The sequence below is a fragment of the Pacificimonas pallii genome (assembly GCF_019204005.1).
Taxonomy (GTDB): Bacteria; Pseudomonadota; Alphaproteobacteria; order Sphingomonadales; family Sphingomonadaceae; genus Pacificimonas; species Pacificimonas pallii.
The window spans coordinates 916,677-931,801 of sequence record NZ_JAGSPA010000001.1; the positions used below are offsets into that span (position 1 = coordinate 916,677).

Below are 15,125 nucleotides of genomic sequence, written 5' to 3' on the forward strand. Positions count from 1 at the left end.
GCGGGAAGGGAAGTTAGCCCTCGATTCTCGAAAAGTCGGCGACCGTGCGTATGGCGGCGGTGATGCGCGCCAGCAAGGCCAGCCGCGCGGCGCGCCTGTTCGCGCCCTCTTCATTCACCATCACGTCGTCGAAGAACTGATCGATGGGCCCGCGCAGGGCCGCAAGTGCAGTCATGGCGGCCTCGAAATCTTCCGCTTCGACAGCGGTTTTCGCCTTGGGTTCCGCCGCATCAAGCGCGGCAATCAAAGCGGCCTCTGCTGGAACCGGGGTGTAATCGAGCGTATCCGGTGCAGCGGGCAGGTCGCCCTTCTTGGCCTCGGCCTTCAATATGTTGCCAGCGCGCTTGTACCCCGCGAGGAGCGCCGTCCCTGCGTCCGTTGCCATGAACGCCTGGAGCGCCTTCACCCGTGCGAGCAGGCGGACCATGTCGTCTTCGCCGCCAAGCGCGAACACCGCGTCGATCAGGTCGTGACGAACGCCTGCCTCGCGCTGCTGGACTTTCAGGCGGTCTGCGAAGAAGTCGCCAAGCTTGCGTCCTGCATCTTCGCTGCCTTCATGTGCTGCAATTCCGAGCGTTTTGCGCAAGCCGAAACGCAGGTCGTTCTTCGTCGCCAGTTCCAGAATTCCGATGGCTGATCGGCGCAATGCAAATGGGTCTTTGGAGCCGGTCGGCTCCATCCCTGCACCGAAAAATCCGACAATGGAATCCAGCTTGTCCGCCAGCGAAACAGCAACCGTCACCGGCGCGGTCGGCACCTCGTCACCCTGTCCGACGGGCTTGTAATGGTCGCGGATGGCGGCGGCGATGGCGTCGTCCTCGCCCTGCGCCTCGGCATAATAGCCGCCGATCAGGCCTTGCAGTTCGGGGAATTCCGCGACCATGCCGGTGACAAGGTCGGCCTTGGCGAGGCGGGCGGCGCGCTCGGCCTGGTCGGCCAGTTTCGCGCGGGCCTGCTCCCTCTCCCCACGGGGGAGAGGAGGTATTATCCCCTCTTCCACCAGCCAGCGGGCGAGTTTCGCGACGCGTTCGACCTTGTCGGCGACGGTACCGAGCTTTTCGTGGAAGACGATGTCTTTCAGCTTCCCGGCGTGGGATTCCAGCGGGACTTTCCTGTCCTGGTCCCAGAAGAAGCGGGCGTCGGCGAGGCGGGCGGCGAGGACTTTTTCATTGCCCGCGACGATCATCGTGCCGCCGTCCGGCGCCTCGATATTGGCGGTGCAGACGAAGGCGTTCGTCAGCTTTCCGTCCGCATCGGCGACGGAGAAATATTTCTGGTGCGATTTCATCGCCAGCTGGATGACTTCCGGCGGCACATCGAGGAAATCTTCGTCGAACCGGCCAAGGAGCGGCACCGGCCATTCGGTCAGCCCGGCATTTTCGGTGAGCAGCGCCCTGTCCTCGATCAGCGTCAGCCCGGCAGCCGCCGCAGCGGCCTTCGCACCCTTTTCGATGGAATCGGCACGTTCGTTGGCGGACAGGATCACGCGGGCGGCGCGCAGCTTTTCGGCATAGTCATCGGCCTCGGCGATCTCGATATCGCCTGAGGACATGAAGCGATGACCGCGCGTCACGCGGCCGCTGGCGATACCGGCGATTTCAAACGGCACGACGGCACCGCCCAAGAGCGCGATGATTCCCTCCAGCGGGCGGACCCAGCGCAGGCTTTCGCTCGACTGGCTGTCGGCGCCCCAGCGCATGGACTTGGGCCAGGGGAACGCCCGGATAAGTGCGGGCACCGCCTCGGCAATAATGTCCGCCATGGCGCGGCCGGGGGTTTCCAGCCTGGCGTACCAGAAACTGCCCTTTTTCTCTTCGCGCGCCTCAAGCTGGTCCCTGGTCAGGCCGGCGCCCCGCAGGAAGCCTTCGAGCGCCTTGTCCGGGGCATCGGTGCGCGGGCCGCGGCGTTCTTCGGATGTTGCTGCGGTTTCGGCGGGCAGGCCCCGCGCAATCAGCGCAAGGCGGCGCGGGGTCGCGTGCGTTTCGATGCTGTCCGCCGTCACGCCAGCTTCCTTGAGTGCTGCGGTGAACAGGCGTTCGAGATCCTGCGCCGCCTTTGGCTGCATGCGCGCGGGGATTTCTTCGGAGCGGAGTTCGAGGAGAAAATCAGCCATGCGCCTTCTCCTTTGCGGTTTCCAGCCAGCCATTGACGTCCATCCAGCTGGTGCAGGCACCTTTCGCAAGATCGCGGATGCGGCCGATATAGGCCTGGCGTTCGGCGACGGAGATCACGCCGCGCGCATCGAGCAGGTTGAACAAATGACTGGCGGCGATGGTCTGGTCATAGGCCGGAAGCGGCAGGTCCGCCTCGATCAGCTTGGCGCTTTCGGCCTGCGCGTTGCGAAACTCCGAAAATAGTTTCTCGGTTGTCGCATGTTCGAAATTATAGGCGGACTGCTGCCGTTCATTGGCCATGAATACGTCGCGATAGGTCGTGCCATGATCGTTGAAATCGAGGTCGTAGACGCTGTCCTTGCCCTGGATGTAGGTCGCCAGCCGTTCCAGGCCGTAGGTCAGTTCGCCCGCGACGGGTTTGCAGTCATAGCCGCCGACCTGCTGGAAATAGGTGAACTGCGTCACCTCCATGCCGTCGCACCAGACTTCCCAGCCGAGGCCCCATGCGCCGAGCGTGGGGGATTCCCAGTCATCCTCGACAAAGCGGATGTCATGCGCGTTGACGTCGATGCCAATCGCTTCGAGGCTGCCCAGATAGAGCGCCTGCAAATCAGGGGGGCTTGGCTTCAGGATGACCTGGAACTGGTAATAATGCTGTAGCCGGTTGGGGTTTTCGCCGTAGCGGCCATCCGTGGGCCGGCGGCACGGCTGCACATAGGCGGCGTTCCAATGATCCGGGCCGAGCGCGCGGAGCGTGGTCGCAGGGTGAAACGTGCCCGCGCCCATTTCCTTGTCATAGGGCTGCAGGATCACGCAGCCGCGATCCGCCCAATAGCGTTGCAGCGTCAGGATGATGTCCTGAAAGGACAGCGGCGTCCCGGCGGGCGTGTCTGTAGACGTATTTATAGGCATGGCGCGCGTGTAGAGGGGCGCGGGTCCCGGTTCAAGCGGGGGTTCCGTCGGCAGGCCCGGAATTCCAGCGCCGCGCCGCGTTCAGATCAGCCGCGCTTGTGAAGCACCCCAAGGCCGATAATGCCAAGCGCAAGCAGGCCGAAAATGGCGGGTGCGGGAACGGGATTGGGGACCGCAGCCGCCTGTTCATGTGCGGCCGCGCCGATAATCGCGCGATCCTGCGCCAGGGAAGGCGATGCCGCCAGGCAAAGCATGCCCGCCGCGAATGCAAACCGGTACTTCGTCACGTCATCATCCTTTTTCGATGCCATCGCCATGACAGGCATTCACTGAACCCTGGCTGAAGCGTTGCCCGTCCTGCCGGTGAAATCGGGGAGCGTGCCGAAAGCCGGAAGTGACGCTTAACCGCCGCCTCGATAGAAATCGGAAACAAGTGCGGATAATCAAATGTTAAGCTTACCGATCCGCCGATCGTCGGCGACGGCCATGAAAAAGGGCGCCCGCACATCGTGCGAGCGCCCTCCTTCCGTTTGAACGGTCCGGAGCGGCCTAGCTGCGGCGGCGACGTGCTGCCAGCGCGAGAACGCCAAGGCCGAGCAGACCCAGCGCACCAGGTGCCGGGACGGGATCGGGATCGACAAAACCGGTAAACGCGAAGGCGTTGCCCCAAATGGTCGAATTGTCGCCATCACCGATATACAGGTTTTGCATGAAGTTGGTGTCAGCGAAGAAGAAGGCGCGGCCACCGGTCTCCAAGGTTACGATGATGGGATTGCCGTCAACGCCTTCCCAGACAACTGTCGTGCCAACGGGAAGCGAACCGGGATTGAAAGCGCCCGTCGCCGACGGTGCATATGTGGAAGCAACGCCGAACGGTCCGTCAACGATGGGGCTGTTTGGGTCAGCGGGCGTGGGCGCCGTATTGCGATCGCCACCCAGGCCGGAAAAGCCGAGCTCGTTGATGATCTCTTCCCAGCCGGGGCCGAAACAGCAGGCACGTTCGGTACCCACGGCGACAATGCCGCCGCCGCCACGGACATAGTCACCAATCAGTGTCGTTTGCTCGTCAGTGAAGCGATTGTTCGCCAGACCGACATAAAGGATGTCGATGCCAAGAAGATCGCCAGCTGCAAAGGCACCTGCGGTGACCGTGGTGATCGTCGCATCTTCGTTTTCAAGGACGGAGCGCGCCTGGGTCATGTTGCTCGCGTCGAGCGAGCTTTCATTGATGCCGCTGATATTAAGAATATTGACGCCGGTCAGGATCGCTGCCGAAGCGGATGTGGACAGCAACGCTGCTGCCACTGCGGATATCATAATATGCTTTTTCATGTGATTCTCCTGTGGTTCTCTTGAATCGTATGCTTGCGTCACGAGCTCAAAAAAACGCCACAGGAGCTGCCGATACACTGAGCAAGCAAAGATTGGGCCAGTTTCACTTAATATAATAAGGTCAATAATTTATAAGCCCGTAGCCAAAAACATGAGTCAGAATTGTAAAATTCTTCGACAGTTTATCCGAGACGTAATCCAATCCGCATCCAGTCGGCGAGGTGACAGGGGCGCGGCTGTCATGACAGTCTGCATGTCTGGTCGTTACCCAATTTCGGCTTCACGACCGGTGACAAGAAAAAGGCGTCCCGGACCAGACCGGAACGCCCTTTTCCTGCCGATTGGGCAAATGTTTTAGCTGCGGCGACGACGTGCTGCCAGCGCGAGAACGCCAAGGCCGAGCAGACCCAGCGCACCAGGTGCCGGGACGGGCTGCGGGTCGGGATCGGGAGCGACGCCTTCCTCGATACCGGCGTAGCGAACCGACTGCTGGCTGTAATTATAGAAACCGAACGCGCCGTCGTCGAAACTGGCAAGGCCGGCATCGGCGGCGGTGAAGCTGAGTTCCAGAACGCCGTCGACCATCACTTCGATGAGGCTGTTCGTGAAGACGATGTCGAACGTGTAGGTCTGGTTGTCGTTCCAACCCGTCGCGCCGAGGTTTGTGCCGCGCTGAATTTCGAACGCGTTGGAACCGGCATCGTGGCCCCAATAGGTATCGATAAGGTCGACGGATGTCAGGTCGCCTGAAATGCGCGAAGCGGCGAGGCCAGCGTTTCCGGTCGAGCCGCCGAAGTTCTGTGTGCCCTGTTTCCAGTCGACGAGGATGAAGTCGGCATTGGCCGCGTTGATCTCGTCATCGGAATAGCCAAGTACGAAGCCGATAAAGTCATCGTCGGCGGAAGTCTCCACGGTGATTTCACCGGACAGCGTGGTCCCCTGGGCAAGCGAGCCGGCCTCGAAGAAGATCGTTGGGTTGCCATTGACGCTTTGAAAGACGCTGTCGTTGGCGGGTGCGTTCTGAACGGTCCAGTTGGCACCGCCGTAATTGTCGGCCTGCCATGAGGACAGGTCCACGGGTGCCGCAAGCGCCGGTGCCGCCAGCAGAAGACTGGCCGCTGCGATTGTCTTGTACATGATTGTTCCCTTTTGTCTTGTTGCTTTCCGGGGCCAGAATGGGCGTCCGTTTGCATGCGTAGGGGTAAGCAATTCCCGTGCCAGCCGTGGTAAATCGCTATTTTGGAAGAGACTTTACCAGGTGGGTAAGATTTTCCCGAGCCGGATATGTAAAATTTACCGACAGTGTAAATCCTGCCGTCTCACCAAATTTGGGGATGCCGCTCCCGGCTTGCAGAATCGGCTGCTTCGGGCTACGAGGCCGCCAACCCCGCGACCTTGCCACCCTGGAGGGCACGGTCTGAGCGGGGCTTTTTGTGTTTTGGAGAAGTCAGATGAGCGAAGCGATGACCATCGCGGCGCAGATGCGCGAAAAGGCGGGCAAGGGAGCCTCCCGTGCAATGCGTAGGGACGGACGTGTCCCCGCCGTGATTTACGGCGACAAGAAGGACGCGATCAGCGTTCATGTTGAAGAAAAGGCACTGCGCAAGCTGTTGTCGAGCGGCCAGATGCTGAACAGCGTGGTCGAGGTTCAGGTCGAAGGCGGTGATCTGCACCGTACCCTGCCGAAGGACGTACAGTTTCACCCGGTCACGGAGCGTCCGCTGCATGTCGATTTCCTTCGCCTTGCCAAGGGCCAGAAGATCGACGTCGAGATTCCGATGCACTTCACCGACGAAGAGGAGTCTCCGGGCCTGAAGCGCGGCGGCGTCCTCAATGTGGTTCGCCACGAGGTCGAGGTCAGCTGTCGTCCGTCCGACATTCCGTCGCAGCTTCTCGCATCGCTCGCGGGCCTGGAAATTGGCGATTCGATCCACATCAGCCAGGTGCCCCTGCCCGATGGCGTCGACGTCGATTTCGAGGATCACGACTTCACCGTCGCGACCATCGTGGCACCGTCCGCACTCAAGTCGCAGGATGACGAGGCCGGAGATGGGGACGGCGAAGCGCCAGCGGCCGACGAGGTTCCGACCACTGAAATGGGTCCGGACGTCGATGCCGAGAATATGGACGGCAAGGACAATTAGTCCGGTCATCTGAATTCATGCGCCATCCCGGCACGGGCCGGGGTGGCGCATTCCTGTCGGGAGGCCGCCCATGCAGATCTTCGCAGGTCTCGGCAATCCGGGCGCGAACTACGCGCTCAACCGGCACAATGTCGGGTTCATGGCGGTGGATGCAATCCACGACATGCATGGCTTCGGCCCGTGGATGAAGAGTTTTTCCGGGCTGGCATCGGCGGGCAGGTTCGGTACCGAGAAGGTGCTGCTCCTGAAACCGCAGACGTTCATGAACAAAAGCGGCCAGTCGATCGGCGAGGCCATGCGCTTCTACAAGCTGGAGCCGGACGCCGTCACGGTCCTCTACGACGAACTCGATCTGGCGGCGTTCAAGGTCAAGGTGAAGACGGGCGGCGGCGCGGCGGGCCATAATGGCATCCGCTCGACCATTCAGCATATCGGCGCGGAATTCCGCCGCGTTCGGATAGGTATCGACCATCCCGGCCACAGGGACCGCGTGACCTCTCATGTCCTTGGCAATTTCGCGAAGGCGGAAATGGATGATCTCGCGCACCTCCTTGGTGCCATCGCCTCCGAAGCGCACTGGCTGGCCGATGGCGACGACGCGCGTTTCATGTCGGACGTCGCGGTTCGGATGCAGGGATGAGGCGGCTGTCGCCAGGTCGCATATCCTGCTGATGTTTGGCGCTGCCAGCCTTGTAGCCGCGCTGTCGACCTACATGGCCATCATTGCTATTGGCCCCTTTGTCGGTGCCTTTCCCGTTCCCCTGGCCGGCGCGGGTTCCAGCTATGTGCTTGGATGGTGGCTGGGCATCGGCGCACTGGCTGGCTTGAACAGACGGAGACCCCCCGGGAGGATAGTATGAAACTGAATCAGGTTACGGTCGGCTGCACGGATTATGGCGCCTCCGTTGCGTTCTACCGGTCGCTCGGCCTACGGCAGATCGTCGATTCACCGCCATCATATGCGCGGTTCGAGACGCGGACGGGTGAGACTTTCTCCATCCATCACACGGACGAGATCGGTAGCGTCTCCACTGTGGTGTATTTCGAGGTTGATGATGTCGATGCGGAGGTTGCACGGATCGAGGCCGCCGGAATGGTCATCTCATCGCCCGCCGCCGATCAGGGCTGGCGCTGGCGCGAGGCGCGGCTACATGATCCGGCTGGCAACGAAATTTGTATTTTCCATGGCGGCGAGGACCGGCGGTTTCCGCCCTGGCGCCTGACCGAGAATGACCAAGAGGACGATTAAATGGGTTTCAAATGCGGTATCGTCGGGCTGCCCAATGTCGGCAAGTCCACGCTGTTCAACGCGCTGACGGAGACACAGGCGGCGCAGGCGGCGAATTTCCCGTTCTGCACGATCGAGCCCAATGTCGGGCAGGTCGGTGTCCCCGATCCGCGGCTCGACAAGCTGGCGCAGATCGCGAAATCCGCGAAAATCATTCCGACGCAGCTCGCCTTCGTCGACATTGCGGGGCTGGTGAAGGGCGCGTCGTCGGGCGAGGGGCTTGGCAACCAGTTTCTGGCGAACATCCGCGAAGTCGATGCCATCGTCCATGTGCTGCGCTGTTTCGAGGATGACGACATCACCCATGTCGATGGCCGCGTCGATCCCGTGTCGGATGCCGAAGTCGTCGAAACCGAGCTGATGCTGGCCGACGCCGAATCGCTGGAGCGGCGGGTGCCGACGGCCGAGAAAAAGGCCGCGCAGGGCGACAAGGAGGCGAAAATCCAGGCCAGCGTCCTCGGACAGGCGCTGAAGCTGCTCCACGAAGGGAAGCCCGCACGTCTGGTGGAACCCAAGGACGCGGAGGAAGCACGCGTCTTCAAACAGGCGCAGCTATTGACCGCCAAGCCGGTTCTGTACGTTTGCAACGTGGGTGAGGACGAGGCGGCGACCGGCAATGAATATAGCGCGGCGGTCGCGAAAAAGGCCGAAGCGGAGGGCGCGCTGAGCGTCGTTATTTCCGCCGCCATCGAAGCGGAAATCAGCCAGATGGACGCCGCCGACCGCCCCGAATTCCTGTCGGACCTTGGCCTGACCGAAACCGGCCTGACGCAGATTATCCGCGCCGGTTATTCACTGCTCGACCTCATCACCTTCTTCACCGTCGGGCCGAAGGAGGCGCGGGCGTGGACCACCCACAAGGGCGCGACCGCGCCAAATGCGGCGGGCGAGATCCATACGGATTTCGAAAAGGGCTTCATCCGCGCCGAAACCACCGCCTATGACGATTTCGTCGCCTGCGGCGGCGAGGCGGGTGCGAAGGAAGCCGGGAAACTGCGGCTGGAGGGCAAGGAATATCTGGTGCGGGACGGCGACGTCATGCACTTTAGGTTCAATGTGTAAAACCAGCCTGGCTACCCACCGCCTATATCTGCAGGTCTTTTAAAAAGATCATCCCGAGCGTAGTGAAAGGACGCGCGGTGGTTTTGCAGCGGCTTGGGTGCGTCCTTCGACTGCGCTCAGGATGATCGGATTTGGTATTTTCCGTTCATGTGGCATGGTTTCCAAGGAAGCGCCTGTCTTTACCCGCAATAGATCCTGACAATCTCGCCGGTTTCGGGTGAGGTTTCCACGTTCACCCGGTCGGTGCGGAAGTCCATCGTAACGGCGTCGCCGCTTTTGTGCATGCGCAGCATGCTGGCCGAGAAGGCGCGTTTCAGCGTGTCTGGATCGACGGCGCTTGGCATTTTGCCAAGGAAATCGGCCACCGCTGAGGCATCGCATTCACCTGCGCCATAAGCCGGAATGTCGGCGGCGGCGGTTTCCTCCGCGCCCGGATCGCCCGCCTTTACGAAGCGCATGGCGAAGCGGTCGGTCTTTCCGCGCAGGGCAGGGTCAAAGACCGATTTGGCATGATTGTCGGCGGGATTGTCGAAAAAGGCCTCCCGCGCGGCGAGGCGGAAGCCCGCTTTCCTGAAATCGTTGAGCACGATGTCGGGCTTGATGCGGTGCGTTGCCTGCACATCGGTGCGCGGGTCGTCGCCGTCGCCGACATGGTCGATGACCGTGATGCTGCCGCCGGGCCGCAGCGCGCGGTGCAGTTCGGACAGCACAATTTGCGGTTCGGTGCGCGGCAGGCCAAATTCGGCGCTTTCGAAATAGAGGTCGTGATAGACGAGGTGGAAGAACGCCCTGTCGATGCTGGACGGGGCGAGCTGCATCTGCATGAAATCGACGTTCATGACCGCGGCGTTCGGAACACGTTCGCCATAGTTTCTCTGCTCGACGGCTGCCTTGATCCGCTCACGCGCGCCAAAGGCCGCCGGATTCTGCGCAATGACGCGGCCGTCCGGGCCGACGGCACGCGCAAGCAGCTCCGTATAATAACCCCCGCCCGCGAACATATCGAGCACGCGGTCGCCGCCCTCAAGCCGTGCAAAGGCGAGTGCCCTTGCCGGCATGCGGCTGTCGTCGAGGTCCGTGTCGCGCTTGTCGCGGTCGCCGCGTTCGACGATGAGCGCAGCTTCCGCCTCCGTCATCGGAGCAGCGGTGGCGGGCGCGGCGGTCAGCAGCAGCAGCGCCGCGGCGCAGGCGGTAAGCGTTTTCATGTCTTTTCTCCCCTGATGGCGATCGGACGGCACTTGCCGCCAGATCGCGCGTTCGACAAATAATGACTGATCGTGAGACAATCGCTGCCGCCCTTTCCCGCATCGGAAAAGAGGCGTTCCACCATATCGACGAAACGTTCGACGAACTGCGCTATCGCGGGCAGCGCAGGATGCGTCCGCTCACCATTCACGCATTTGCCGGATATCGCAATTGCGACGCGGTGCGCCTGTCGGGCCGGGTGCTGGAATATAGAAAGCCGATCACACCCGGTACGTCCACGCTGTCGCGTCTGCGCGCCATGCTGGCCGTCTATGAAAGCGATGAAGTGCCGGGCGTGCGGATCGTGATGGATGGCTATGGCGGCCGGCACGAAACCGTGACCGACGATGAGGGGTATTTCCATTTCGAGATCGCGCTGACCGGCAGGGCATCACCCCATATCACCGGCTGGGAAGAGGTCACACTTGCCGCGCCGGACAGCCCCGCGCAGCCTGCCCGCGTCACCGCCCCAGTGCTGGCACCCGGTATCGATACCGAGCTTGGCATCATTTCCGATATTGACGACACCGTTGTCGAAACCGGAGCGACGAATTTCATCAAGAACTGGCGGCGCGTTCTGGTCGACCGGCCGGAAGACAGGAAAGCCGTTCCGGGTGCATCCGATCTTTACCGGACGCTGGTCGTCGACGGCAAGGCGCCGCGGCGGCCGATCTTCTACGTGTCGTCCAGCCCGTGGAATTTATATGGGTTTATCACACGCTTCAAGGCGCTGAACAATATTCCGCATGGGCCGATGTTCCTGAAAGATTACGGCATCGCACGGGACAAGTTCATTGCCGGCGGCCATGATACGCACAAGATCGCGGCGATTGAGACCATCCTGGCCTTCTATCCGCAATATCGTTTCCTGCTGATCGGCGACAATGGGCAGCAGGATGTGGAAGTCTACGCGCAGGTCGTGCGCGATTTCCCGGAGAATGTGGCGGGCGTCTTTATCCGCGATGTTTCCGGCACCTGCCGTCAGGGCGCGAATGGCACGCTGCTGGCCGAGGTTGAGGCGACGGGAACGCCGGTCTACTGCGGCAGCGGATTTGCCGATGCGATGACGCTGGTCGAGCGGGTCGGTTTTGGGCGGGATGAAGAGGCAGTGCGGGCCGTGCTGCCGGACGGGAAAGCCAAGGCGTAAACGCGGTTTGCTTGGCCTTTTCCGCCCTGCAACCCACTATCCCCCGAGTATCCCGAGCGCAGTCGAAGAACGCGCAATAGCATTGCAGCAGCCTGGGTGCGTCCTTCGACTGCGCTCGGGATGATCGGGATTCAGGGACGGCATCTGGCGTTAGCACCACCAGGCCGCGTCATTTGAAAAAATGGTGCCCGGGGACGGATTCGAACCGCCGACACTGCGATTTTCAGTCGCATGCTCTACCAACTGAGCTACCCGGGCACGGGGTTCGTCAACGGGCGAAATGGCCGTGGCGAAGGCGCGGACATAGGGCCGTGATCAGGGATTGTCCAGCGCTTCGGACATGTCCGGCGGCTCTTCTTCGGGAGCGACCGGCACGCGGTAATCCTCGCCCAGCCACTTCAGCAGGTCGCGATCGCGGCAGACGGGTGAGCAAAAGGGGCGCGCGGCGGCCGTGGCGGGATTTCCGCACATCGGGCAGGTGGCGCCGCGGGTCTGGTTAATTCGCACTGACATCGCCCCACCATAAAGGGTCGTGCCCCTTTGAATTCAAGGTGGGCGCGACACCGGTGCGCCGGAAAAGCTCCTCAATCAGCGCGGGCCGGGCGGCCAGCCAGTCGCGAACCGCCTGGCCCGCGCTCAGATCCAGATGATGTTTCGCGCCTGCCCTTTCGGCGCGGCGCAGCAGGTCGAGCGCGGCGGTTGCGGCGGCCTGGTTCTGCGCGCGCTCCATCAGGGAGGGACGGCGGCGCGGACGCACCACCTGCAGCAGGCCAAAACCATTTATGCCGGTGCGTTCGAAGGGAAGGGGCAGCAGGCGGTCAAAGGCAGCCGCGATACGCTGGCGCGCCGCCTTGCCTTCAACACCAGGCACATCGATCAGGATCGAGCCGGTGATGCCGAGCCTGCGCACCGCGCGCGCCGCCGCCTGTACGCCTGCAAGGGCGAGCGCCTCCATGGCAAGGCTGCCGTCAATGTCGATGGTGGTGCCCGCGGGCGTAGGCACGATGGTCAGCAGGCCGCCATTAAAGGCGATCACGCCGGTGCGCGCGTCGTCGATGAGGTTCGACCAGCCGGCGGCCTCCAGGTCTCCTGTCATCGCCTGCGGAACCGCGGCGGCGGCATCGGTCATTACCGCTTTTGCGCTGCGGGCGCGGCCGCGTTCCGGAATGGCCTCGCGCTCGATCCGCAGGGGAACTGCCGCCCCTTCGGTCCGCCCTTCGGGCCAGGCGGGCAGGAAGACGGTTTCACCGGCGATATCCGCCTCTCCGCCCCGGCCAAGCTTCCTGGTCAGGCGGCCCTGATGCACGCTGCCGAAGCGAAGCTCGCCTGCGCGGTCGATATGGGCTTCGGCGATCTCGCCGTCCTCGACCAGCGCGAAGCGGGTTTCCCCAATGCCGCGCTCGCAAATCCAGCCGTCAGACATGGAATCCGGCAGTCAGCAGCAGCGTGCGCGTTTCCAGAAGGGGGAGGCCGACGACGCCGGTATAGCTGCCCGACATGAATGGGATCAGCGCGGCAGCGCGGCCCTGAATGGCATAGCCCGCCGCCTTGCCGAGCCCCTCGCCGCTGTCGACATAGGCGTCGATTTCGGCGCTCGACAGGCGCTTGAACTTGACGATGCTTTCGGAAAGCTTCCGGCGCAGCGTCCCGTCCGCCGCGATGAGCGCGACGCCGGAGAAAACCCGGTGCCTGCGCCCGGACATCAGCTTCAGGCAGGCGCGAACCGTGTCATTGTCCCTCGCAGGCGGCATGATGCGGCGGCCGAGCGCGACGGTGGTGTCGCCGGCAAGTACGCATTCCCCCGCTTCGCGCGGCACGGCGGCGGCCTTTTCCGCGGCCATGCGCGCTGCGTAGATACGCGGAAGCTCGCCCGCATGCGGGGTTTCATCGATATCGGGCGACTGGATACGATCCGGCACGACACCGATCTGCGCCAGCAATTCCCGCCTTCGCGGGCTGGACGAGGCCAGAACAAGCTTGGGCACTGTCACAGGCAAGCCTGCCCGGCGCGCACTATTTGAAGCGGTAAGTGATACGACCCTTGGTCAGGTCATAGGGCGTCAGCTCGACGAGAACCTCGTCGCCGACCAGCACGCGAATACGATTCTTGCGCATCTTGCCCGCCGTATGACCCAGCACTTCATGGCCGTTTTCGAGCGTGACACGGAACATAGCATTCGGAAGGAGCTCCGTAATCTTGCCGTTCATCTCGATGAGTTCTTCTTTGGCCAAACCTAATCCTCTTATCCATTTGTGCGCCGCAATCAGCGCGCTCTCCTCTAGCAAATGGGGGCGGAAGGCAAGATTTTCAATTTTTGGGCGATGCCGCGTGTCGCCACTCGATCTCGGTGCCATGCGGGTGGGTGAGGCCGAGGAGGCGCTTTTCGCCTGCGGGCCACAGCGTCAGGTCGACGTGCATGGGTTTGCCGACCTCGGCCATCTCGTAGGACAACCAGGCGAGCGGGGCGTCCGCCGGGGCGGTGTTGCCGATCCGCGTCATGTGGTCATGGATGCGGCGCTGCGAGTCGGCGGGGAAATATTGCAGGGCAACGCTGTGCATCAGGACGGTGACGGTACCGGGGGCCGGGTGCAGGTGTCGCTCCGTCCAGGCGGCGGCGTCGCCCCTGTCGATCGGGGGCGGATCCGCGGCGGCGCGGGCCAGGGCGGCCTCAAGGCGGGTGACGCGTTCCTGCTGATCAGGCCAGACATAGGCCATGAGGGCGGCGCGCGTGGCCTCGTCGGTGACGTCGAGCGGGTTGAGGTCGACCCCGCGGCGTTCGGTGATGCGGACCTCGGCAGCGGGGGGCTGCATCCCCCGCCATATGGGCCTGATCCGGACGGCGGAGCTGCGATTTCCCATCTTCAGCCCGCCAAAATCATAGGCATAGTCGTCGAGACGCAGGTTGAGGCCCGCGCTTGCGCCCACTTCGAACAGGCGAATGGTGAGGCCGGTTTCGGCTGCGATGGTCATCAGGCCCGGCATGAGCGCGCCCGAACGCCCGACTTCGTTCGTCTGCGGCGCGCTGCCGAGCCAGGGCAGGAGGTCCGCATCCACGCTGGCAATCGCAGCCTTCAACGCCGCGGCGAGCTGGTCGCGGCCAGGCATTGCCGCGGGCGGATATAACGCGTCAAGCTGCGGCAGCCTGCCGGCGCGGCGGACGGCGTTGAGGGCGCCGGTGACACGCATGACGAGGGCGTCCTTCGTGGCGTGCGCCTCGTCCCCGGGCCATTCGCGGATGCGGCGGGAGAAATCCGCATCGCCCGTCAAGGCGCCAGGCAGGGCATCGCAAAGAAGGGCCATGAACGGCGCGCCCATCGTCTCGCACCAGCGGGCCTGTTCATGGAAGATCGTTCGCCAGTCGGTCATGCGGAACCGCCTGGATTTGCCTCATTTCCGTGCATAGCCGAATGCGGATACCGATACCGATACCGAAATGCCCTGCGGGCAGCACGGTGCCTCCGCATTCGCGGGGGTGACATGTGGCGGCGGCCCCCTCCGCTCAACCGCGCCTCAGGCGTTTCGCGTTGGCGGTCGCGGTCGCGTGCACGGGCTTCAGCAGGCGCGCGGCGGCGTCCATGGGGGAACTGGCCTTGCCCATGTCGGCAAATCCCTTGCCAAAGGCCTGCATCTTTTCCGGGATCATGCGGCCGATTTCGGTCATATCGGCATTTACGGGATTTTCCGCGGCACCGTAGAGAATATTCGCCCGTTTCGTCAGCACATAGGCGCTCGCCGCCATGGTTTCGCCCCACATCAGCGAGATGTTCATCGCCTGCGTCAGGTTGTCAAATGGTGAGAAGGCCCGCGCCTTCCTGCTGTTCTTTTTCACGTTCGGTGAACCCCTGCTTGCGGCATAATTGCCCCTCGCTATAGCAGCGGA

General features: G+C 62.8%; 17 protein-coding genes and 1 tRNA gene. 5 read left to right on the forward strand and 13 right to left on the reverse strand.

Translation table 11 applies throughout. The features are described from left to right. Positions 1 to 13: 13 nt before the first annotated feature. From glyS to KCG44_RS04300, 5 genes are all read right to left on the reverse strand, one after another. Positions 14 to 2,113 carry a glycine--tRNA ligase subunit beta gene (glyS, locus tag KCG44_RS04280; protein WP_218444421.1) on the reverse strand — a complete coding sequence of 700 codons (2,100 nt, stop codon included), beginning with the start codon at positions 2,111 to 2,113 and terminating at the stop codon, positions 14 to 16. Next, positions 2,106 to 3,026, reverse strand: coding sequence for a glycine--tRNA ligase subunit alpha (locus KCG44_RS04285; RefSeq protein ID WP_218444423.1), 921 nt, complete (start codon positions 3,024 to 3,026; stop codon positions 2,106 to 2,108). The genes glyS and KCG44_RS04285 overlap by 8 nt, the downstream gene beginning before the upstream one ends. A gap of 86 nt (positions 3,027 to 3,112) precedes the next feature. After that, a complete protein-coding gene (locus tag KCG44_RS04290; protein WP_218444425.1) occupies positions 3,113 to 3,352 on the reverse strand; it encodes a hypothetical protein in 240 nt (79 codons plus the stop codon). A gap of 223 nt (positions 3,353 to 3,575) precedes the next feature. Next, positions 3,576 to 4,358, reverse strand: coding sequence for a PEP-CTERM sorting domain-containing protein (locus tag KCG44_RS04295; protein WP_218444427.1), 783 nt, complete (start codon positions 4,356 to 4,358; stop codon positions 3,576 to 3,578). Positions 4,359 to 4,712: 354 nt separating this feature from the next. Beyond that, positions 4,713 to 5,495: a PEP-CTERM sorting domain-containing protein gene (locus tag KCG44_RS04300; RefSeq protein WP_218444429.1), complete on the reverse strand. Its 783-nt coding sequence runs from the start codon at positions 5,493 to 5,495 to the stop codon at positions 4,713 to 4,715. A 314-nt stretch (positions 5,496 to 5,809) separates the two neighbouring features. On the opposite strand from KCG44_RS04300, the gene KCG44_RS04305 reads away from it, so the two are divergent. From KCG44_RS04305 to ychF, 4 genes are all read left to right on the forward strand, one after another. Further along, complete coding sequence (locus KCG44_RS04305; protein ID WP_218444431.1) at positions 5,810 to 6,502, forward strand: 50S ribosomal protein L25/general stress protein Ctc; 693 nt, start codon at positions 5,810 to 5,812, stop codon at positions 6,500 to 6,502. Between the two features lie 70 nt (positions 6,503 to 6,572). Beyond that, positions 6,573 to 7,142 carry an aminoacyl-tRNA hydrolase gene (pth, locus tag KCG44_RS04310; RefSeq protein WP_218444433.1) on the forward strand — a complete coding sequence of 190 codons (570 nt, stop codon included), beginning with the start codon at positions 6,573 to 6,575 and terminating at the stop codon, positions 7,140 to 7,142. A 216-nt stretch (positions 7,143 to 7,358) separates the two neighbouring features. Next, positions 7,359 to 7,751, forward strand: a complete 393-nt coding sequence (locus tag KCG44_RS04315; RefSeq protein ID WP_218444435.1) for a VOC family protein — start codon at positions 7,359 to 7,361, stop codon at positions 7,749 to 7,751. Continuing rightward, a complete protein-coding gene (gene ychF / locus KCG44_RS04320; RefSeq protein WP_218444436.1) occupies positions 7,752 to 8,852 on the forward strand; it encodes a redox-regulated ATPase YchF in 1,101 nt (366 codons plus the stop codon). It begins immediately after the preceding gene. 179 nt (positions 8,853 to 9,031) lie between these two features. Here the strand turns inward: ychF and KCG44_RS04325 are convergent, their stop codons facing one another. Continuing rightward, positions 9,032 to 10,057, reverse strand: coding sequence for an I78 family peptidase inhibitor (locus KCG44_RS04325; protein ID WP_218444437.1), 1,026 nt, complete (start codon positions 10,055 to 10,057; stop codon positions 9,032 to 9,034). Between the two features lie 62 nt (positions 10,058 to 10,119). Here KCG44_RS04325 and KCG44_RS04330 point away from each other — a divergent pair, with 62 nt between their 5' ends. After that, the gene (locus KCG44_RS04330) at positions 10,120 to 11,244 is read left to right on the forward strand and encodes an App1 family protein phosphatidate phosphatase (RefSeq protein ID WP_218444438.1); all 1,125 of its coding nucleotides are present in this window, start codon (positions 10,120 to 10,122) and stop codon (positions 11,242 to 11,244) included. A 182-nt stretch (positions 11,245 to 11,426) separates the two neighbouring features. Here KCG44_RS04330 and KCG44_RS04335 read toward each other — a convergent pair. The 7 genes from KCG44_RS04335 to KCG44_RS04365 form a co-directional block, all read right to left on the reverse strand. Further along, positions 11,427 to 11,502 (reverse strand) — tRNA-Phe (locus tag KCG44_RS04335). A gap of 57 nt (positions 11,503 to 11,559) precedes the next feature. Continuing rightward, complete coding sequence (locus KCG44_RS04340; protein ID WP_218444439.1) at positions 11,560 to 11,757, reverse strand: DNA gyrase inhibitor YacG; 198 nt, start codon at positions 11,755 to 11,757, stop codon at positions 11,560 to 11,562. Further along, complete coding sequence (locus KCG44_RS04345; RefSeq protein WP_218444441.1) at positions 11,741 to 12,667, reverse strand: Rne/Rng family ribonuclease; 927 nt, start codon at positions 12,665 to 12,667, stop codon at positions 11,741 to 11,743. The genes KCG44_RS04340 and KCG44_RS04345 overlap by 17 nt, the downstream gene beginning before the upstream one ends. Beyond that, entirely contained in the window at positions 12,660 to 13,235 is a 576-nt protein-coding gene (locus KCG44_RS04350; RefSeq protein ID WP_218444442.1) for a Maf family protein, read from the reverse strand. The genes KCG44_RS04345 and KCG44_RS04350 overlap by 8 nt, the downstream gene beginning before the upstream one ends. A gap of 22 nt (positions 13,236 to 13,257) precedes the next feature. After that, positions 13,258 to 13,476, reverse strand: a complete 219-nt coding sequence (infA, locus tag KCG44_RS04355) for a translation initiation factor IF-1 (protein ID WP_218444443.1) — start codon at positions 13,474 to 13,476, stop codon at positions 13,258 to 13,260. A gap of 76 nt (positions 13,477 to 13,552) precedes the next feature. Beyond that, a complete protein-coding gene (locus KCG44_RS04360; protein WP_218444444.1) occupies positions 13,553 to 14,611 on the reverse strand; it encodes a DUF2332 domain-containing protein in 1,059 nt (352 codons plus the stop codon). A 133-nt stretch (positions 14,612 to 14,744) separates the two neighbouring features. Then, a complete protein-coding gene (locus tag KCG44_RS04365) occupies positions 14,745 to 15,074 on the reverse strand; it encodes a hypothetical protein (RefSeq protein WP_218444445.1) in 330 nt (109 codons plus the stop codon). Positions 15,075 to 15,125 lie beyond the last annotated feature (51 nt).